Source organism: Nisaea sp., assembly GCF_017640745.1.
Taxonomy (GTDB): Bacteria; Pseudomonadota; Alphaproteobacteria; order Thalassobaculales; family Thalassobaculaceae; genus Nisaea.
In genome coordinates, this window is sequence record NZ_JAEPQA010000004.1 from 69,915 (window position 1) to 89,428 (window position 19,514).

The 19,514-nt window shown below is 64.9% G+C and carries 20 protein-coding genes; 6 read left to right on the forward strand and 14 right to left on the reverse strand.

The features are described 5' to 3' along the window. Window positions 1-8: 8 nt before the first annotated feature. The 4 genes from JJ959_RS04630 to ftsE form a co-directional block, all read right to left on the reverse strand. A complete protein-coding gene (locus tag JJ959_RS04630; RefSeq protein ID WP_292880128.1) occupies window positions 9-2,345 on the reverse strand; it encodes an adenosylcobalamin-dependent ribonucleoside-diphosphate reductase in 2,337 nt (778 codons plus the stop codon). 127 nt (window positions 2,346-2,472) lie between these two features. Further along, window positions 2,473-3,132 carry a YdcF family protein gene (locus JJ959_RS04635; RefSeq protein ID WP_292880130.1) on the reverse strand — a complete coding sequence of 220 codons (660 nt, stop codon included), beginning with the start codon at window positions 3,130-3,132 and terminating at the stop codon, window positions 2,473-2,475. Further along, window positions 3,129-4,034, reverse strand: a complete 906-nt coding sequence (locus JJ959_RS04640) for a hypothetical protein (protein WP_292880132.1) — start codon at window positions 4,032-4,034, stop codon at window positions 3,129-3,131. Before JJ959_RS04640 ends, JJ959_RS04635 begins: the two co-directional genes overlap by 4 nt. Window positions 4,035-4,038: 4 nt before the next feature. Continuing rightward, window positions 4,039-4,776, reverse strand: coding sequence for a cell division ATP-binding protein FtsE (gene ftsE / locus JJ959_RS04645; RefSeq protein ID WP_292880134.1), 738 nt, complete (start codon window positions 4,774-4,776; stop codon window positions 4,039-4,041). Between the two features lie 174 nt (window positions 4,777-4,950). Between ftsE and JJ959_RS04650 the strand changes: the two genes are divergently transcribed. After that, window positions 4,951-5,775, forward strand: a complete 825-nt coding sequence (locus JJ959_RS04650; RefSeq protein WP_292880136.1) for a zinc-ribbon domain-containing protein — start codon at window positions 4,951-4,953, stop codon at window positions 5,773-5,775. Here the strand turns inward: JJ959_RS04650 and JJ959_RS04655 are convergent, their stop codons facing one another. The 4 genes from JJ959_RS04655 to argH all read right to left on the reverse strand — a co-directional run bounded on the left by JJ959_RS04655 (window position 5,776) and on the right by argH (window position 11,451). After that, window positions 5,776-8,430, reverse strand: a complete 2,655-nt coding sequence (locus JJ959_RS04655; protein WP_292880138.1) for a TIGR02302 family protein — start codon at window positions 8,428-8,430, stop codon at window positions 5,776-5,778. 159 nt (window positions 8,431-8,589) lie between these two features. Further along, window positions 8,590-9,846 carry a diaminopimelate decarboxylase gene (gene lysA / locus JJ959_RS04660; protein WP_292880140.1) on the reverse strand — a complete coding sequence of 419 codons (1,257 nt, stop codon included), beginning with the start codon at window positions 9,844-9,846 and terminating at the stop codon, window positions 8,590-8,592. Window positions 9,847-9,866: 20 nt separating this feature from the next. Next, entirely contained in the window at window positions 9,867-10,013 is a 147-nt protein-coding gene (locus JJ959_RS04665; protein WP_292880141.1) for a hypothetical protein, read from the reverse strand. Window positions 10,014-10,035: 22 nt separating this feature from the next. Further along, window positions 10,036-11,451, reverse strand: a complete 1,416-nt coding sequence (gene argH / locus JJ959_RS04670; RefSeq protein WP_292880143.1) for an argininosuccinate lyase — start codon at window positions 11,449-11,451, stop codon at window positions 10,036-10,038. 15 nt (window positions 11,452-11,466) lie between these two features. Between argH and JJ959_RS04675 the strand changes: the two genes are divergently transcribed. After that, window positions 11,467-12,036 (forward strand): TlpA disulfide reductase family protein, encoded by a 570-nt coding sequence (locus tag JJ959_RS04675; RefSeq protein ID WP_292880145.1) that lies wholly within the window; start codon window positions 11,467-11,469, stop codon window positions 12,034-12,036. A gap of 50 nt (window positions 12,037-12,086) precedes the next feature. Continuing rightward, window positions 12,087-13,121, forward strand: a complete 1,035-nt coding sequence (locus JJ959_RS04680) for a TAXI family TRAP transporter solute-binding subunit (protein ID WP_292880146.1) — start codon at window positions 12,087-12,089, stop codon at window positions 13,119-13,121. Between the two features lie 86 nt (window positions 13,122-13,207). Here JJ959_RS04680 and JJ959_RS04685 read toward each other — a convergent pair whose 3' ends face one another. The 6 genes from JJ959_RS04685 to JJ959_RS04710 all read right to left on the reverse strand — a co-directional run bounded on the left by JJ959_RS04685 (window position 13,208) and on the right by JJ959_RS04710 (window position 17,202). After that, on the reverse strand, window positions 13,208-13,435 hold the full coding sequence (locus JJ959_RS04685) for a hypothetical protein (RefSeq protein WP_292880148.1): 228 nt from the start codon (window positions 13,433-13,435) through the stop codon (window positions 13,208-13,210). A 134-nt stretch (window positions 13,436-13,569) separates the two neighbouring features. Next, window positions 13,570-14,445, reverse strand: a complete 876-nt coding sequence (locus tag JJ959_RS04690) for a 3-hydroxybutyryl-CoA dehydrogenase (protein ID WP_292880150.1) — start codon at window positions 14,443-14,445, stop codon at window positions 13,570-13,572. A 101-nt stretch (window positions 14,446-14,546) separates the two neighbouring features. Beyond that, the gene (locus tag JJ959_RS04695; RefSeq protein ID WP_292880152.1) at window positions 14,547-15,482 is read right to left on the reverse strand and encodes an FAD-binding protein; all 936 of its coding nucleotides are present in this window, start codon (window positions 15,480-15,482) and stop codon (window positions 14,547-14,549) included. After that, window positions 15,482-16,231 (reverse strand): electron transfer flavoprotein subunit beta/FixA family protein, encoded by a 750-nt coding sequence (locus tag JJ959_RS04700; RefSeq protein ID WP_292880154.1) that lies wholly within the window; start codon window positions 16,229-16,231, stop codon window positions 15,482-15,484. Before JJ959_RS04700 ends, JJ959_RS04695 begins: the two co-directional genes overlap by 1 nt. A 125-nt stretch (window positions 16,232-16,356) precedes the next feature. Further along, on the reverse strand, window positions 16,357-16,926 hold the full coding sequence (locus tag JJ959_RS04705; RefSeq protein ID WP_292880156.1) for a cob(I)yrinic acid a,c-diamide adenosyltransferase: 570 nt from the start codon (window positions 16,924-16,926) through the stop codon (window positions 16,357-16,359). A 39-nt stretch (window positions 16,927-16,965) separates the two neighbouring features. Next, a complete protein-coding gene (locus JJ959_RS04710; RefSeq protein WP_292880158.1) occupies window positions 16,966-17,202 on the reverse strand; it encodes a twin transmembrane helix small protein in 237 nt (78 codons plus the stop codon). Between the two features lie 245 nt (window positions 17,203-17,447). Here JJ959_RS04710 and JJ959_RS04715 point away from each other — a divergent pair, with 245 nt between their 5' ends. From JJ959_RS04715 to JJ959_RS04725, 3 genes are all read left to right on the forward strand, one after another. Next, window positions 17,448-18,158, forward strand: a complete 711-nt coding sequence (locus JJ959_RS04715) for a J domain-containing protein (protein ID WP_292880160.1) — start codon at window positions 17,448-17,450, stop codon at window positions 18,156-18,158. A 271-nt stretch (window positions 18,159-18,429) separates the two neighbouring features. Continuing rightward, window positions 18,430-18,636: a hypothetical protein gene (locus JJ959_RS04720; RefSeq protein WP_226893681.1), complete on the forward strand. Its 207-nt coding sequence runs from the start codon at window positions 18,430-18,432 to the stop codon at window positions 18,634-18,636. 28 nt (window positions 18,637-18,664) lie between these two features. Next, entirely contained in the window at window positions 18,665-19,513 is an 849-nt protein-coding gene (locus JJ959_RS04725) for a DUF4743 domain-containing protein (RefSeq protein WP_292880165.1), read from the forward strand. The last annotated feature ends 1 nt before the right edge of the window (window position 19,514 follow it).

Genomic DNA, 19,514 nt, shown 5'->3' on the forward strand with positions numbered 1-19,514 from the left:
CTAACCCTTCACCCGCATTTCGAATAGCCGCAGGACGTGCACAAATCGCACCCTTCCTGCTTCATCAGCGAGACCGAGGCGCAGCTCGGGCACTGGTTCGGGATCGGGCCGCCGGCGGCCGGGCCGTCATTGACCGCGATCGCCTTCTTCTTGTCGCCGAAATCCATCTCCAGCGTATCCGGGTCCTTCAGGAAGCCGATATCGTGCAGATGCTGCTCGATCACGCCGCCGATGGCCGCCAGCAGGGAGGGCACGTACTTGCCGCCCATCCAGCAGCCGCCGCGCGGATCGAACACCGCCTTCAGCTCCTCGACCACGAAGGAGACGTCGCCGCCGCGCCGGAACACCGCGCTGACCATGCGGGTCAGCGCCACGGTCCAGGCGTAGTGCTCCATGTTCTTCGAGTTGATGAAGACCTCGAACGGACGCCGGCGGCCGGCCTGGATCACGTCGTTGATGGTGATGTAGATCGCGTGGTCGCTCTCCGGCCACTTGATCTTGTAGGTCTTGCCCGGCAGCTCCTCCGGCCGGTCCAGCGGCTCCGACATGTAGACCACATGCGGGTCGAGTGCCGGATCGGTCTTGGCCGCAGCGGCGGGGGCGGATTCGTTCGTATTCGCCGGCGCCTTGGCGTCGGCCTTCTTCTTGTCGTCGGAGACGCTCAGCACCGAGCCGGTGATCTCGTTCGGGCGGTAGGTCGTGCAGCCCTTGCAGCCCTGCTCGTAGGCCGAGAGATAGACGTCCTTGAAATCCTCGAAGGAGATATCGACCGGCACGTTGATGGTCTTGGAGATCGAGCTGTCGATGTATTTCTGCACCGCCGCCTGCATGGCGACATGGTCCTTCGGCTCCAGCGTCTGGGCATTGACGAAGGCGTCGGTCAGCTCCGCATCCTCACCCATGATGTGCTTGTAGAGCCGGTAGGCATAGTCCGAGACCTCCTCGGTCTTGCGGCTGCCGTCGGGCATCAGGACCGTGCGGTCGTAGGAGAAGCTGAAGACCGGCTCGAGACCGGAGGAGACGTTGTCGGCGACCAGCGAGATGGTGCCGGTCGGCGCGATCGAGGTCAGCAGGGCATTGCGGATGCCGTGCTCCCGGATCGCGTCCTGCACGTCCTCGTCCAGCTCCTTCACCGATTCGCTCTCGAGATACTTGTCCTTGTCGAAGAGCGGGAACGGCCCCTTCTCCTTCGCCAGCTCGACCGAGGCGAGATAGGCGTGACGGCGGAGCGCGGCCATCCACTTCTCCGTCGCCGCGACGGCTTCCGGCGAACCGTAGCGCAGACCGCAGAAGATCAGCGCGTCGGCAAGGCCGGTGACGCCGAGGCCGATGCGGCGCTTGGTCTCCGCCTCGTGCTTCTGCTCCGGCAGCGGGAATTTCGAGGCATCGACCACATTGTCCATCATGCGGACGGCGAGCGGCACCACGCGGGCGAGCTCGTCCATGTCCAGCTCGGCATTCTCCTCGAACGGGTTCTTCACGAAGCGGGCGAGGTTGATCGAGCCGAGCAGGCAGGCGCCGTAGGGCGGCAGCGGCTGCTCGCCGCACGGGTTGGTCGCGGCGATGGTCTCGCAGTAATAGAGGTTGTTCCGCTTGTTGATGCGGTCGATGAAGATCACGCCCGGCTCAGCATAGGCATAGGTCGCGGCCATGATCTTGTCCCAGAGATCGCGCGCCTGGATGGTCTTGTAGACCGTGCCGTCGAAGACGAGATCCCACGGCTCGTCCTCCTTCACCGCCTGCATGAAGGGGTCGGTCGCGAGCACCGAGAGGTTGAACATGCGCAGCCGCGCCGGATCGCGCTTCGCCTCGATGAAGGCCTCGACGTCCGGATGGTCGCAGCGCAGGGTCGCCATCATGGCGCCGCGGCGCGAGCCGGCGCTCATGATGGTGCGGCACATGGCGTCCCAGACATCCATGAAGGAGAGCGGGCCGGACGCGTCCGCGCCGACGCCGTGCACGCGCGCGCCGCGCGGCCGGATCGTGGAGAAGTCGTAGCCGATGCCGCCGCCCTGCTGCATCGTCAGCGCCGCTTCCTTCAGCGCCTCGAAGATCCCCGCCATGTCGTCGGGGATCGTTCCCATGACGAAACAGTTGAAGAGGGTGACCTGCCGCCCGGTGCCGGCGCCCGCGAAGATGCGGCCGGCGGGCAGATAGCGGAAATCCTCCAGCGCGGAATAGAACTTCTCCGCCCAGGCTTCGGAATCGCCCTCCACCGCGGCGAGGGAGCGCGCAACACGCTGCCAGCTTTCCTCGATCGTACGGTCGACAGGCTCGCCGTCGGGCTTCTTGAGGCGGTATTTCATGTCCCAGATCTGCTGGGAAATCGGCGCAATGGACGTCATTCCGGGCGTGTCCGTCTCGTTTCTTGAAACACTATATTTTGTGAACCATCACAGGGGACGCACAACATATATGCGCCCATTGAGGAAGTCTATCACCTGATACGCCGTCTTGCGACTCGAAGTGACTCTAGCCCGGCATCATTGACCGGGCGGTCACCCGGAGCCAGGCGGCCTGGTATTTCACGAACTCCGAGAACATCAGCAGCCGCGAGTCGGGCGAGGTCCACCAGTCGTCGAGCCCCGGCGGGGCCGGACGGACGGGATGCTCGTAAATCTCGACCTCCGGCATCGCCGCGTGGAACTCCATCGCCGAGCGCGCCATGTGGTAGGTCGAGGTGACCAGGATCATCGAGCGGTAGCCCCCCGCTTTCATCCAGGCGGCCGCCTCCTCCGCATTGCCGATCGTGTCATGCGCGCCGTAGCCGAGCGCGATGCAGCAGGCCATCGTCTGCGGATCGACCGTCAGCCCGCTTTCCGCCATCGCCGCGCGGAAGGCCGGCGGCCCGACGATATCGTTCACGCCGGTCACCAGCAGCGCGCGGGCGCGGCCGTCGAGCAGCAGCGAGACCGCGACCGGGACCCGCCGGCTGCCGCCGGTCAGCACCACGATGGCATCCGCCTCCGGACTCGCGTCCGGCGCTTCCGCGGGCATCGCTGCGAGGAACCAGAGAAAACCGCCGATCCAGAGCAGCAGCACGGCAAGGGCGCCGATCGCGGCCCGCAGCAGCCAGGTCCGAACGGACTGGGTCAGCCCCGCCCGGCTCCCCTCCTGCGGTTGCGCGGTCACGGGTTCAGCCTCCGAAGCGCACCCATGACGGAGAAGCGCGCGGCGACCCAGGCAACGAAAGCAACGAGAAGCGGCGCGGCGACGATGAAGGCCCATTCGACGAGATCGTCCGGCAGACCGCCGATGGCGGTGCCGAGCAGACCGGGGCTGCGGGCCGTGTCGGGGTCGAGCAGCGCCGCCATCGCGGCCAGTGTCCCGACGGCGAGCAGACCGCCGACGATCCCGCCGCGCAGGGCCATCTTCAGGACATGGGCCTGGAATTCCGAGGCGATGTATCCGTCGCGGGCGCCGATCAGATGCAGGATGGAGATCACCTCGCGATGGATCGAGACCGAAGTCCTGACCGCGAAGACGACCGCGATCACCGACGCGCTCATGACCAGCGCGAGCACGGTCAATCCCATCGCCTCCACCGCCCGGGTCAGTTTGGCGACATGCCCCATCCAGCGGCTGTGCGCATCGACCGAGACCCCGGGATAGAGCTCCGCCAGGCGGCTCTCGAAAGACGCGAGTTCGGTCGTGGGCTCATGTTCGAAATGAAGGTCGAACAGGCGCGGCAGCGGCAGGTCCCGGACCAGATCGGGGCCGAGCCACGGCGCCAGAAGATGCGCGCTTTCAGACGGGTCTACACGCTGCAGCCTCACAAGGCCCGGCAGCCTGCGCATCATGCGGATCGCCTGTTCCATCTCCAGTGTGTCGTCGATCCCGGGCTCGGCCGCCGGCAGCTGCACCGTGACCACGCTGCCGAGGGCGAAATCCCAGCGCGCGGCGAGGCGGTACGAGGTCACGGCGCCGACCGTCGCAAGCACCGCGAAATAACACATGATGCCGAGCAGCCACGGCAGGTAGCGGGCCGAGGGGTCCTGGTTCAGCGGAATGTCGCCGCGGGTGATCAGCGCCATCGCCTCACCCTCCGCGCCGCCGGTCGGCCTGCTCGCCGCTGCCGCTTCCGACCGGACGCGGCGACGGGCGCCGGACACCGAGTCCGCGCACCAGCGCGACGCGGCCTTCCTCGACATTGATGCAGGGATGGGAGAAGCGTTCGACGAGGGCCCGGTTATGGGTCGCGATCAGCACCGTGGTGCCCATCTTGTGCAGTTCCTCGAAGAGATAGAGCAGGCGCACGGCGACCCCGTCATCGACATTGCCGGTCGGCTCGTCGGCGAGCAGCAGCTGCGGCCGGCCGATCACCGCGCGGGCGATCGCCACGCGCTGCTGCTGCCCGCCGGAGAGCGTGTGCGGCAAGGCATCGAGGTGACCTGAGAGCCCGACCCATTCGAGCAGCTCGGGGACATATTCGCGAATCGCCGATTCGCGGGCGCCGGCGATGCGGAGCGGCAGGGCGACATTGTCGAGCGCGCTCAGATGCGGGATCAGCCGGAAGTCCTGGAAGACGATGCCGATCCGCCGGCGCAGCGCCGGAATGCCCTCGCGGGAAATCGCCGTAGCGTTCTCGCCAAACAGCGTAAGACGCCCGCGTGACGGCTTCAGCCCAAGATACATCAGCTTGAGAAGACTGGATTTTCCGGCCCCGCTCGCCCCGGTGATGAACTGGAAGCTGCCTTCCTCGACGTCGAAATTCACGTCGCGCAGGATGGCCGGACTCCCGGGATAGCGGAGTTCCACATTTTCGAACTGGATCACGGCGCGGCGCGCCTCCCTCTCCCGGTTCCCGGATGCCGTCACCACATCCGGTTTCGCTCCGGCCCATGATTTCAGATCGGGGCCGCGATGGAAAGGTGCGCGGAGGCAGCAGGTAGGCGACGGGAACCGCTTTGCCGTATAGTGTTGCCGTGCGGTCTCGGATATCGGAAAGCCATGAAAGTCAACTGCCCCGAATGCTCCCAGCACTTCAGCGTGCCGGACAAGGCGATCGGCCCCAAGGGCCGCAAGCTCCGGTGCAGCAAATGCGGCCATCAATGGCACCAGATGCTGGAGGAGGAGGCGCCGAAAAAGAAGAAGAAGGCGGCGCCGAAGAAGCCGGCGAAGGAACCGGCTGCGACGGAGGTCGAGGAAAGCCCGCCGGAAGAGGAGGAGGTCGTCCCCTTCGCCCGCTTCGGCAGCGGCGAGGCCGACCCGGACGCACCGCCGGCCTTCGAGGAAGAGGACGGCGAGGACCATGAAGGCGTGTTCAGCGCGCCGCCGATCCCGCGCGGACGGATGCCGCTCTCCGGCAAACCGAAACGCAAGCGCAAGGGCCTGATCGCGGCCGCAGCCGCAGTGGTCATCGTCGCCGGGCTCGGCACGCTGTTCGGCGCCCGCGCGGCGCTGGTCGGCGCCTGGCCGCCGGTCGACCGGCTCTACCAGAGTGTCGGTCTTGGCGTCCCTGTCATCGGCGAGGGTCTCGTGATCCAGAATGTCGCCGCATGGCGCAAGGCGGAGGATTCCATCGAACTGCTGCTGGTGAAGGGCGAGATCCGCAATCCGACCGAGCAGCTGCAGACCGTGCCGACGCTGGCCGGAAAACTGACCGGCAGACAGGGCGATATCATGCAGGAATGGCTCTTCCAGACGGAGAACCAGGTCATCCTGCCAGGCGAGAAGACGACGTTCCAATATGAACTGCCGCAGCCCGGCGCGGATGCCGCGGAAGTGACCGTCACCTTCTCCGCGAAATCGCTCGGCGGCGGCCTCGGCTACTGATCAGAAGCGCTTGAGCAGCCGCTCGATGTAGTCCAGCTCCAGCGTCGGCCGCGAGCGGTCGCCGGAGCGTTCGCGCAACTCGTCGAAGATCCGTCGGGCACGCTGGATATCGCTTTCCGCCGGGATCTCGACATCGCTGTTGTCGTTGAAGCCGTAGCCGGTGCGCCGGCGGTTCAGCGGATCGCCATCATCGTAGTCGACATCGTCGCTCTCGCTCGCCTGCGCGTTCGGGTTTTCCTGGCCCTCGCCGTTCGCCATCTGCTGCAGCGCCTCGTTCAGGGCGTCCGCCCCCTGGCGCATCTGGCTCAGCGCGTCGCCCTGAGGGCCGACCGCCTGGCCAGGCGCATTCTCTCCGAGTGCTTCGGTCGCATCGCGCATGGACTGTTCTGCCTGCCCGAAGCCTTCCGGGATCTGCCCCAGCCCCTCGCCGACCTTGCGCATGAACTCGCCGAGCTGCTTGCGCAGCCGTTCCTGCATCTCGGCAAGTTCGGCCGCGAGTTCCTCGGCCGTCATCTCGCCGTCGCCGCCCCCCGGAGACTGGCCCGGCATCGGCTGCTGGCCGCGTTGCCCGGGCTGCTGCCCCGGTTGCTGGCCCGGACGCTGGCCGCGCTGCGCCTGATCTCCCGGACGCTGACCACGCTGGCGCTGGCCTTCCTGGAAGGTCCGGTCCATCAGGTCGCGCTGCTGCTGCGACAGCTCGTTCAGCTGCCGCATCATTTCCTGCAGCGCCTGCTGCTGCGGCGACATCTGCTGTTGCTGCTGCATGCCCATGCGCAGGTTCTCCATCATCTGCTGGAGCTGCGAGAGCATCTGCCGCGCCGCGTCGCGGGCGCCGGTCTTCGCCATGTCGCGCATCTGGTCGAGCATCTTCATCAGATCCTCGCGGCGGAGCATCTGGTTGGGGTCGACCTGCTGGCGTTCCATCTGATCGCCGCGCTGCGCCTGCTTCATCATCTGCTCGGCCATCGCCTGCAGATACTTGTCGATCGCCTGACGCATCTCTTCCATCAGACGCTCGATCTCCTCGTCGCTGGCGTCGCCGGCCAGCGCTTCCTGCAGCTTGCGCTCGATCTCGCGGAGATCGCGCAGCGCGGTGGAGACGTCCCCGTCCTCGATGCGGAGCGCGACGTCCCAGAGCAGCTTCTGCAATGCCGCGATCCCGTCCGCGTCCGGCGCATTGAAATAGAGCCGGCTGGCGGCGGATTTCAGGCCGAGGAAGACCACCGTGTCGTTGAAGTAATGGTGCGGCCGCGCGGCGAGGGTCAGCAGGATTTCGGAAATGTCGATCCGTTCCTCCGGCTCCGTCACCAGACGCTTGCGCTGCTCGATCACCGCGCGGGCCACCGGGTGGGTGAAGACCCGCTCCGGCAGCGGCATATCGACAGGATCGCTGACGCCCTTCTGGCCGATATCGTCCTCGGCCTCGAGCGTGATCCGGACCTGATGGCCGGCCCAGGGATGCGGCGTCAGATCGCTGAAGCTGCGGCCGGAAATATCCTTCCGGTCGCCGGCGACGGCGGGCATTGCGATCTCGATGGGAGCCTCGTCCGTCACAGCGCCGTCGACCAGACGGTGAATGCGGGCGCGGACCTTCGCCACGCCGTAATCGTCCACGGCCTCGTAGCGGAGAACGAGCGCGTTGCGCTCGGATGCGGACGGAGCCTCGGGAAAAGAGACCGTAGGGGCCAGATCCGGCAACACGTTGATCTGCCAGGATGCGATCGGATCGCCGTCCTGGGTCACCGCGAGACGGGTCCCGCGCGCGATCGGCGCCTCGATCTGATGGCTTTCCGGCGCGATCGTTTCGAACGCGATCCGCTCGGACCGGCCTTGCGAGACCCCGTCCGCGCTCTTGTCGACGGCACCGGCCTCTACCCCGTCCTCGATCACCAGGACCGGGGTCTCCGCGCCCCCGTTGACGGTCGCGAGGAAGCGGCTGCCGACCGGGATCGCCACGGTTTCGGGCTCGGGTTCCGGTCCGGCTTCGGCTTTTGCCGCGGCCGGCCGGGTCAGAAGGATCGGCGGCTTGCCGGTATAGTCCGGCGGACTGATCCAGACATCGGCGAGCGACACCGGCGCGCTGCCCGTACCGCTCAGATCCGGCAGCATCGCCGCGCGCAGCCGCTCTCCCGGATTCTGCCAGCCCGCGACCAGACCGATGATGAGAAGCAGGCCGACCACGGTGCGCAATCCGATCGGATCGGCTTCCGCGGCCTGCGGCTCGGGACTGCCGACCCGGACCCGGGCCCGGACGTCGCCCAGCCGTTTCAGATGCGCCTGCCAGAGCGCCGCTTCCGTACGCCCGCCGCCGGCGACATGATCGCTCAGGGCGGAAAGCGGCCGGTGCCGAAGCCCCGACCAGCTTTCGAGCCGGCGCAGGATGTGTTCCTCGTCGGGCCAGGAGAAGTCCTGGATGCTCTTTCTGAGGGCAACCACGAATACCACGACGGCCAGCAGAAGCAGGGCCGCGTGCAACAGCCCGCCGGTCACTTCCGCGATGGATTGGGGGACTTCGAGCAGAGCGAGCCCGAGGAACAGCCCGATCAGGGCGAGCGGCCACCTGAAAGCGGGGAAGAACCGTTCCCAGGCCATAATGATACCGGTCACCCAGAGCTTGGGGCGGTAGGGAAGAAACGTCCGGGCACCGTCACGCATGCAAAGACCCATCCCCGGCGTTTCGCCGTGTCGTGAGGGACGGATCCCGACCGCCTCCCCCGCTGGCGTCAACCACCCGCGGCGGCACGGGAACCTGTCGATCCTCGATCTTCTCCCGGAGACGCCGGGAGGGTCAAGGGACTCGCATACGGAAGTGGGTCAGTCGAGCCTCTCTTCAAGGGCCAGCATCTCGTCGAAACTCTGCCGGCGGCGCACCACCCGGAAACTGTCGCCTTCGACCAGGACTTCGGGGCAGAGCGGCCGCGAATTGTAGTTCGAACTCATGACCGCCCCGTAGGCTCCGGCCGACTTAAGAACGACCAGCGAACCTTCGGAGACCGCGCCGAACTTCCGGCCGCGTGCCAGGTAATCGCCGCTCTCGCAAATCGGGCCGACAATGTCGACAAGCCCGGACTCACCCGCTGCCGGACTTTCCTCGACGGTGACAATTTCGTGATGGGCCTCGTAGAGGGTCGGGCGGATCAGATCGTTCATCGCGCCGTCGACAATTACGAACCGGCGTTCGGCACCGTGCTTCACGAACAGCACGCGGGTCAGGAAGTAGCCTTCGTTACCGACCAGATAGCGGCCCGGCTCGATCGAGAGGCGGCAATCGAGGTCGGCGACCGTGTCCTTCACGATCTCCGCGTAGTCGGCAAGGTCCGGCGGCGCGCTGCCATCGTAGGAAACGCCGATGCCACCGCCGAGATCGAGATGGTCGACGACGTGGCCAGCCTGACGCAACGAGAGCGTCGCGCCGCGCAGCCGCTCGTAGGCGGCGCGGTAGGGCGTGACGTCCATCAGCTGCGAGCCGATATGGACCGACATGCTCCTGAGCGAGACGTTCTTCAGCGTCACCGCCAGCTCGAACATCTCCGACGCCCGCGCGATGTCGATGCCGAACTTGTTCTCCTTGCGGCCGGTCGTGATCTTGGCATGGGTCTTGGCATCGACATCCGGATTGACCCGGATCGCCGCCGGCGCCACGACGCCCTTCGAGGCGGCGACATCGTTCAGCAAGCGCAGCTCGGGTTCGGATTCCACGTTGAACTGGTGGATGCCCGACTCCAGCGCGAAAGCCATCTCCTCGGCCGTCTTGCCGACGCCGGCAAAGACCACTTTCGATCCCGGAACGCCCGCGCGCAGGCTGCGCGCCAGCTCGCCGCCGGAGACCACGTCCATCCCGGCGCCGAGATCGCCGAACAGCTTGATCACCGAGAGGTTGGAGTTCGCCTTGATGGCGTAATAGATCGAGACCGGCAGCCCTTGGAGGGCGGCTTCGAGCGCACGGTAGCGCGCGGTCATTCCGGTTGCGGAATAGACATAGACCGGCGTGCCGACCTCTTCGGCGATGCGTGCGAACGGGACCTGTTCGACATGCAGCGCGCCGTCCTGATAGGAGACTTGCTCACTCATTTGACTGGAATCCTGGCGTCTTATTGCGTCGGGTAGGTGCGCGGGAAATCGGAGGGCGAGCCCTGCGGGGGTTTGAGGTTGCCTTTCTTCCCGCAGGCCGCCTGGCTCAGCGCCAGGCCGGCGAGCAGCAGAAAGAGCAGTCCAAACCGTGTGATCCGTTTCAGCATCGCACTTCTCCCGTTCGGTTCCTCAGGCGAGGAACCGTTCCCGCGCCCTGGCGACCTGGTCGCGGACATTTGCTGGCGCGGTGCCGCCGTAACTGGTGCGGCTCGAGACCGAGGCCTCGACCGTCAGCACATCGAACACACCCTTGTTGATCTTCGGCTCGACCGCCTGCATGTCCGCGAGGCTCAGCTCCTCGATCCCGCAGCCCTTGTCCTCGGCCAGCTTCACGATGGTGCCGGTGACGTGGTGGGCACGGCGGAACGGCATGCCGATCGCCCGCACCAGCCAGTCGGCAAGGTCCGTCGCGGTCGGGAAGCCGTCCTTCAGCGAGGCGCGCATTTCCTCCGGATTGGCCTTCATGTCGCGGATCATGCCAGCGGTTGCGGCGATGCAGAGACCGAGGGAATCGACCGCGTCGAAGACCGGCTCCTTGTCCTCCTGCATGTCCTTGCCGTAGGCGAGCGGCAGGCCCTTCATGACAATCAGCAGCGCGTTCATGTCGCCGATGATCCGGCCGGCCTTGGCGCGCACCAGCTCGGCCGCGTCCGGGTTGCGCTTCTGCGGCATGATCGAGCTGCCGGTGGTGAAGGCGTCCGAGAGCGTGATGTAGTTGAACTGGGCGCTGGTCCAGATGACGATTTCCTCGGCGAGACGCGAGAAGTGCGTGGCGCAGATCGACATCGCGGACAGGAATTCGAGCGCGAAATCGCGGTCGGAGACGGCATCGAGCGAATTCGCCGCCGGCCGGTCGAAGCCGAGCGAAGCGGCGGTCTTATGCCGGTCGATCGGGAAGGAGGTGCCGGCGAGCGCGGCGGCGCCGAGCGGGCATTCGTTCATTCGCGCGCGGCAATCCCGGAAACGGCCGAGATCACGGCCGAACATCTCGACATAGGCCAGCAGATGATGGCCGAAGGTAACCGGCTGCGCGGTCTGCAGATGGGTGAAGCCGGGCATCACGACATCGGCGTTCCTGTCCGCCTGCTCGATCAGCGCCGCGATCAGTTGGGTCAGGCTCTCGTCGACGGAGTCGAGCGCGCCGCGGACCCAGAGCTTGAAATCGGTCGCCACCTGATCGTTCCGGGACCGTGCGGTGTGCAGACGGCCCGCCGCGTCGCCGATCAGCTCGGAGAGGCGGGATTCCACATTCATGTGGATATCTTCCAGCGAACGCGAGAATTTGAAGTCGCCGTTGCGGATCTCGGAGTCGATTTGCTCTAGACCCAGGCGGATCGCCTTACCATCTTCAGCGCTGAGCACGCCCTGGGCGACCAGCATCTCGGCATGGGCGATCGAGCCCTGGATGTCCTGGGCCGAAAGACGGCGATCAAAACCGATGGAGGCGTTGATCTCCTCCATGATCGCCGCCGGGCCGGACGCGAAGCGGCCGCCCCAGATCGTGCTGGCGCCTTCGTGCTGGGGGTCGTTGTGCCGTTTACTCATGGAGGGAAATGCCCCGTGTCTTGGATTGCATCAGTGACGGTCAGGAAGATCGCGCTTGCCGCTATGCTCGCCGCCGCGCTCGCGTCGCAGGCCGGAATGGCCCGAGCGGAGCCGCCGCAGCAGGGCGACATGGTCAAGTTCGTACCCAGCGCCGAAGACCGCCCAGCGCCGGACATCCCCTTCATAAGCGCCGAGGGCCAACCCATCAAGCTGGACTCGTATCGCGGGAAGACGGTTCTGGTGAATTTCTGGGCGACCTGGTGCCCGCCCTGCGTGAAGGAACTGCCCTCGCTCGAGCGGCTCAACGCGGAAATGGGCAGTCCCGATTTCGAAGTCGTCCTCATCTCTATCGACCGTGGCGGCGCCCGGATCTACGAGCCGTTCCTCGAAAAGCTCGGCATCGCCAATCTGCGCTCCGCCGCGGACAGCAAGGCGGACCTGTTGCGCGCCTTCAAGGCTCCCGGCCTGCCGACCACCTACCTGATCGGCCCGGACGGAACCATCCGGGGCCGACTGGTCGGTGACGCCGAGTGGGATTCCGCAGCCGCGAAAGAGCTGATTAAGTATTACACTTCAAGCTCATAGTAGGTATAGTCGGGAACATCCGACGCCTTTTGCACCGAGACCGGACAACGATGCCGCACCTCACCCGCCCGACCCTGTTCCTCTTCATGTTGGTTCAGGCTGCGGTACTGGTGGGGTATGGCCCGGCCGGATCCGGAACCGCCGCCGCGCAGCAGAAGATGATCTTCTTCCAGATCGCGACCGGCGGAGTCGACGGCACCTACTATCCGCTCGGCACAGAGATCGCGAATGCGATTTCCCGTCCTCCCGGCTCCCCGCCCTGCGCGGAGAACGCGGTTTGCGGGGTGGAGAATCTGGTCGCCTCCGCCCAGAGTTCCAGCGGTTCAGTGGACAATGTCACAGCGGTCGAAAGCGGCCGCATGACGTCCGCTTTCGCGCAGGCCGACATCGTCTATGCGGCCTATTCCGGTACCGGCCCGTTCGATGGCCTGCCGCCGATGAAGAACCTGAGGGCCCTAGCCCATCTCTATCCGGAAGTGCTGCACGTGCTGGTGCGGCGCGACGCCAAGATCGCGTCCGTGAAGGGCATGATCGGCAAGCGCGTCTCGATCGACGAGCCGGGATCGGGACTGCTGGTGATGGCGCGAAACATTTTCGACGCCTATGGCATCGACGAAAACCAGATGATCGCGTCCTATCTCAAATCGGGACCAGCGGTGGATCTTCTGGTCAAGAACGAGCTCGACGCCCTGTTTCAGATCTCGGGAATGCCGAGCGAGCTTGTGGCGACGACCGCGGAAGATCACGATGTCGACCTGCTGACCCTCGACGGACCGGCGGTCGACAAGCTGCTCGACACGCACCGCTTCCTCACCCGCTACACCATCCCGTCCGGGACCTATACCGGTGTCGGCGAGGTCGCGACGCTCTCCGTCGGCAGCCAGTGGATCGTTCCGGAGACGCTCCCCGAACAGCTGGTCTACGACATTTGCCGCGCACTCTGGAACGAGCACACGCTGAAGGCGCTTGCCGCCGGCCATCCCCAAGGCCGGAACGTCAAGCTGAACTCCGCTCTGGACGGGATCGCGATCCCGTTGCACAGCGGGGCAGAGCGCTGTTATCGCGATCTCGGACTCCTGCGCTAGGCGCACCCCATCCGAGAAGCCGGAGGCAGAATTCTGCTCAAGCCGGCTGCCAGACCCCCGACAACAGCGCTGCTGACCTCTCTCTGTCAGTGCACCGAGAACGTCTGGGCTTCTTGGATCGCGCGCCCCTTGATTCTTTTTCTTGTATAGAGATCGAGACTATCGAAGCGCTGCCGCGCGAAGATCCTGTCGATCGAATTTCCAGTGTGAACGGCAGTGCTGAGAGCGAGGGCCACCTGGCTCTCTCTCCCTTCGATATCGGCAACGGATATCTGGAGTAGGCGTAAAGCCTTCTCGGCAACCGAGTCGGTCATTGGACATATCCTTCCTTCTAAAGGACGTTTTGACCTGCCTTTTTGGCAGGCTCACAAGAATTATCTAAAATTATATCGAAATGCAAGGAAATTCCTGCCTACCCGGCAAATATTTCCTGGCGACGTACGGAAAATCAGCGCGTCGGCACCGGTTCGTCGCCGGAATAGTCATAGAAGCCGCGGCCGGTCTTGCGGCCGAGCCAGCCCGCCTCGACATATTTCACCAGCAGCGGACAGGGACGGTACTTGCTGTCCGCCAGCCCGTCATAGAGCACGTGCATGACCGCGAGGCAGGTATCGAGGCCGATGAAGTCGGCGAGCTGCAGCGGCCCCATCGGATGATTGGCACCGAGCCGGAGTGCGGTGTCGATGGAGTGCACCGACCCGACGCCTTCATAAAGCGTGTATATCGCTTCGTTGATCATCGGCAGCAGGATCCGGTTCACGATGAAGGCCGGGAAATCCTCGGCGACCGAAACCGTCTTGCCGAGCGCTTCGGCGAGCGCGCGGACGGTCTCGAAGGTATCCTGCTCCGTCGCGATGCCCCGGATCAGCTCGACCAGCTGCATGGCCGGCACCGGGTTCATGAAATGCATGCCCATGAACCGTCCCGGCCGGTCCGTCACCGCTGCAAGGCGGGTGATCGAGATCGAGGAGGTGTTGGTCGCGATGATCGCGTCCTTGGAAAGATGCGGAACCAGGGTCTTCAGGATCTCGCGCTTGATCGACTCGTCCTCGGTCGCCGCCTCGACGACGATGTCGCAGGCGCCGAATATCCCGTAATCCGTTCCGGTGGAGATCCGCTTCATCGCGGCATCGACGTCGCTGTCCGCGATCTTGCCGCGGGCGACCTGGCGGCGCATGTCCCGGTCGATCTTCTCGACCGCTTCGGAGAGCCGTGCGTCCTCGATATCGAGCAGGCGGACATCAAGCCCGGAAAGCGCGCTGACATGGGCGATGCCGCTTCCCATCTGCCCGGCTCCGATCACGCCGATTGTGCGCACGTCCATATCCGCTCTCCCCGTTTCGTCGGGGCATCGGCCGGGCGGCCGGCCGGTGCCGGGTCGCATGGGACGCCCGGCACCGCTTGGCTGTCAAGTATTTGCGGCTGTTAGCCGTCCAGCGCCTTGCTGAGTTCCGGAACCGCTTCGAACAGATCGGCGACGAGGCCGTAATCGGCGACCTGGAAGATCGGCGCTTCCTCGTCCTTGTTGATCGCGACGATGACCTTGCTGTCCTTCATGCCGGCGAGGTGCTGGATCGCGCCGGAGATGCCGACGGCGACATAGAGCTCCGGAGCAACGACCTTGCCGGTCTGGCCGACCTGGTAGTCGTTCGGCACGAAGCCGGCATCGACGGCGGCACGGGACGCGCCGACGGCGGCACCGAGCTTGTCCGCGACTTCTTCCAGCATCTTGAAGTTTTCGCCGTTCTGCATCCCGCGACCGCCGGAGATGACGATCTTCGCGGAGGTCAGTTCCGGGCGTTCGGAGCTGCTGAGCTCGGCTCCGACATAGGAGGTCAGGCCAGCATCGCCCTTGGCGTCGGCCGCTTCAACGGCGGCGGAACCGCCTTCGGCCGCAGCGGCGTCGAACGCGGTGGTGCGGACGGTGATGACCTTGACGGAGTCGGAGGACTTCACGGTCGCCATCGCATTACCGGCATAGATCGGGCGCACGAAGGTGTCCGCATCGACGACGGCGGAGATCTCGGAGATCTGCTGCACGTCGAGCATGGCGGCGGCGCGCGGCATCACGTTCTTGCCGAAGCTGGTCGCCGGGGCGAGGACATGGCTGTAGCCGGACGCGAGCGCAACGACCAGCGGAGCGACGTTTTCGGCAAGGCCGTTGGCATATTCCGCGGCATCCGCATGCAGAACCTTGGAGACGCCGGCGATCTTCGCGGCGGCCTCAGCCGCGGCGGAAGAGCCGCTGCCGGCCACCAGCACGGCGACGTCGCCGCCGATCTGGGTCGCGGCGGTCACGGCGTTCAGGGTAGCCGGGGCGATTTCCGAATTATCGTGTTCGGCAACGACGAGAACGCTCATCAGATCACCTTTGCTTCATTGCGAAGTTTGGACACCAGCTCAGCGACGTCGGCGACCTTCACGCCCGCTTCGCGCTTGGCCGGTTCCTCGACCTTCAGGGTTTGCAGGCGCGGCGCCGGATCGACACCGAGATCGGCCGGCGTCATCTGGTCGATCGGCTTCTTCTTCGCCTTCATGATGTTCGGCAGCGACGCATAGCGCGGCTCGTTCAGACGCAGGTCCGTGGTGACGATCGCCGGCAGCTTCACCGAGATGGTCTCGAGACCGCCGTCGATCTCGCGGGTGACCTTGGCTTCGCCGGAGCCCATTTCGATCTTGGAGGCAAAGGTGGCCTGGCCCCAGCCGAGCAGCGCGGCCAGCATCTGGCCGGTCTGGTTGGCGTCGTCGTCGATCGCCTGCTTGCCGAGAATGACAAGCTGCGGCTGCTCCTTCTCGACCACGGCCTTAAGCATCTTGGCGACGGCCAGCGGCTCCAGATCGCCGTCATGTAGCACGTGGATGCCGCGGTCGGCGCCCATGGCGAGCGCGGTGCGGATGGTTTCCTGACACTGCTGGACGCCGAGCGAGACGGCGACGACCTCGGTCGCGGTACCGGCTTCCTTGAGGCGGATCGCCTCTTCGACGGAGATTTCGTCGAAGGGGTTCATGGACATCTTGACGTTGGCGAGTTCGACCCCGGTCTGGTCCGCCTTCACGCGAACCTTGACGTTGTAGTCGATGACCCTTTTGACGGGTACGAGAACCTTCATGGCGACCCCGAAAGAGATTTGAGTTTCATATGCGGTAGCAGGTCATAGGCGATGCGTTTTTCGCCTGTCAAGCTAACCCCGCCGCCTTCTGACCTCAATGCGACATCGGGGAAAGCCGTCTTAATTCAGCGGTTTTTGCCCGGAACCCAGAGAACGTCCGCCGCACCGTCATCATTGATGTGCCGAGCGAGCACGAACAGATGGTCGGAAAGCCGGTTGGCGAACTTGATGGCATTGGCCCCGACCGGCTCCTGCTCGGCCAGCGCGGTCATCGCCCGCTCCGCCCGGCGGATCACGGTCCGCGCCAGATGAAGGTAGGCCGCGGCGGGCTTTCCACCGGGCAGAATGAAGGAATCCAAGGGCTTCAGCGTCTCGTTCATGGCGTCGATCTCGCGCTCGAGCCGCTCGACCTGGGCCGCACCGATGCGCAGGGGCTCCCATTTCGGGTTTTCCTGTTCCGGGGTCGCCAGATCGGCGCCGAGATCGAACAGATCGTTCTGGATGCGGGCCAACATCTCGTCGACGGCGCCCGCACCTGAGGTATGCAGGCGGGCAAGGCCGATCACGCTGTTCGCCTCGTCCACGGTTCCATAGGCTTCCGGGCGCAGCGAGTGCTTCTTGACCCGGCTTCCGTCGCCGAGCGAGGTCTCTCCGCCATCCCCGCCGCGGGTATAGATCTTGGTGAGCCGGACCATCTGAACGCCTCCGAAACTATTTGCGCCGGACGCCGGACGCTACCGCGACAAGGCCAGGGCGATCATGAAGAGCACGACCGCAAGGAATTGAAATAACACGCGATATCGCATGAAACGATTTGAGCGCCTCGGTCCGTCGGGACCACCGCGCGCCATGGACACGAGACCGCCGAAGAGGGTGCCGAGCACCAGCAGGAGGGCGATGGCCATGAGGATGATGACGAAGACTGACATGCCGCCGATATAGAACGGCACAGCGTCGAAGACCAGTGCCAAGCGTGACGGGCGTCAATCCGCCACATCGCCAAAGACGCAACGATTTGACAAAAATGCGCCTTAATTCCCGAGCAAAATTTACCCCGCGTTAACAATTCGGACCGAAAACGAAACAGATTCGACTGATTGTAACTCTTTTATCAGTTGATTCTGGCTTTTTATCCGAAATAGACTTCCGGTTGCCCCCCAAGATTTGCTATGCGGGGCGCCTGAACCGCAAATTGTAGTAGGATTCGTGATCCCAAATGCCTGACGATTCAGTCCTCGCCTACACCGCCCCCAACCGGAAAAACGAAGCTATTTCAATTAACTACAAGAAAAGCCAGTCCTATATCGTCCCCTGTTCCAGCGCATTCCGGGATCGCGTAACTGCACTTGCGGATTCACAGGGCGCCAGCGTCGCCGATCTGGCGCGTGCCGTCCTGATGTTGATCCCGAATGAGACCGTTATGGCGACGGAAGACCCCGGGGAACCGGCGCCGGACGACCGCGAAGTGGTGAAATTGCAGTCGGGCCCCTCGAAAGGCCGCACTCTGCGGCGGAAACCGCGTTTGCAGCTGCGTCTGCCGATCGGTTACGACATCGCCCGCCTTCGGCGCGCCCTCGCGCTGTCGCTGAAGATGGCGGAAGGCGACCGCCAACTCTCGATTGAGAGCACAGAGGACCGTCAGCGGCGCCAGAACGACGGCGCCACGCGGGCCCGCCTTGAAGAAGATATTGAGCAATTGCAGCGGATTATCGGGGATCTCGCCTTTGAACCCCTGCGCAACGGCATCACCAGCCGGAGCGAGGCGCTGCATGTCATGGGCTTCGCCCCGACCGCGGTTCCGGACCAGAAGGCGATCCGTGGACGCTACCGGCGGCTTGCCCTGGTGTTCCATCCGGACTCGCCTTTCGGCGACCATCAGCGCATGAGCCAGCTCAACGAGGCGCTCGAGAAGCTTACCCGCGCTTGACGGCGCGGGGCGGTGGCAATAGGGTCACGCTCATGAACAGCCAACCTCTCCGGCGTCTGGCCGGTCGAATTATCGGGCGAATTAGCAACCCGGTCCTCTGATAGGGCCGGGCCAGTGCTGTTTTCCCTTATTCGACCCCCGCGACCGGAGTGGTTTTGTCATGCAAGACGTTGCTGTATCCCCTTCTTTTCATACTGTTTTTCCCGAACCCGCGAACGAAGCGGATGTGACTGCCTGCTTTTCCGTACAGGCCCGCGCCGAACCTTCGGTGATGCCCCGCGTACTGGAGACCTTCGCCAAACTCGGCCTGATCCCGACGCGCTGGCACAGCGATCTCGGCGGCCGGCGGCGCGACGAGCTCACCATCGACCTGCAGGTCCAGGGACTGACAGATGCGCAGCGCGACCACGCCGCCGCCGTGATGCGAAGCATGGTCTCGGTCACCTCGGTGCTGGTCTCGGAAAAACGCTTCTCCTGAAGCTCGAAGCCGGAAAGCGGCCCGGAGCATGAGCGGCTTCCTGCATCATCTCCGGGTCTGCAATGCGCACGATCCTGCCGATTATTGTCCCTGGTCCATCGGAGACGCAGAAGTCGGGCTGGTCCCGCACGCGATCGCGGAAAAACTCCAGGAATGCGGTTTCACCCGATCCGAAGCCGGTCTTGCGCTCCCGACGGGAACTTTCGAGGAGCTCAGCGAGAAACTCGCCGAGGCTTCGGAAACCCTGCGCGAAGCCGGACTGGCCGCGAAGGCACGCGGTGAATTCTACCCGGTCCTCACCCATCCCGATGCGGACCCGCTTGCCATTCTCGATCGGGGTGCCGCCACCGAATTCGGCATTGTAAACAAGGGCTTCCACCTGAATGGCATCGTCCGCCGGGTCGACGGCACCTTCATGTGGATCGCACGCCGGGCCCGGGACAAGGCGACCTATCCCGGCAAGCTGGACAACATGGTCGCGGGCGGCCACCCCGCCGGCATCTCTGCGTTCGACAATCTGCTGAAGGAGTGCGCCGAGGAGGCGGGCATACCGGCGGAGATTGCCGCAACGGCCCGGCCGACCGGCGTCATCAGCTACAGGATGGCGGTTCAGGCCGGGCTCCGGCGGCACATGTTCTATACCTACGACCTGGAACTCGACCCGGATTTCGTGCCTCAGGCGGTCGACGGAGAGGTCGAGAGTTTCGAACTGCTCCCGATCGGCGAGGTGATGCGGATCGTCGAAACCGAGCCCGACGCCTTCAAGTACAACTGCAACCTCGCGATCATCGATTATCTGCTGCGCAACGGCTTCATCGCGCCGGACCATCCGGATTATTTCGAGCTCGCCAACGGCCTGCGCCTGCCAAAGGTCTGAG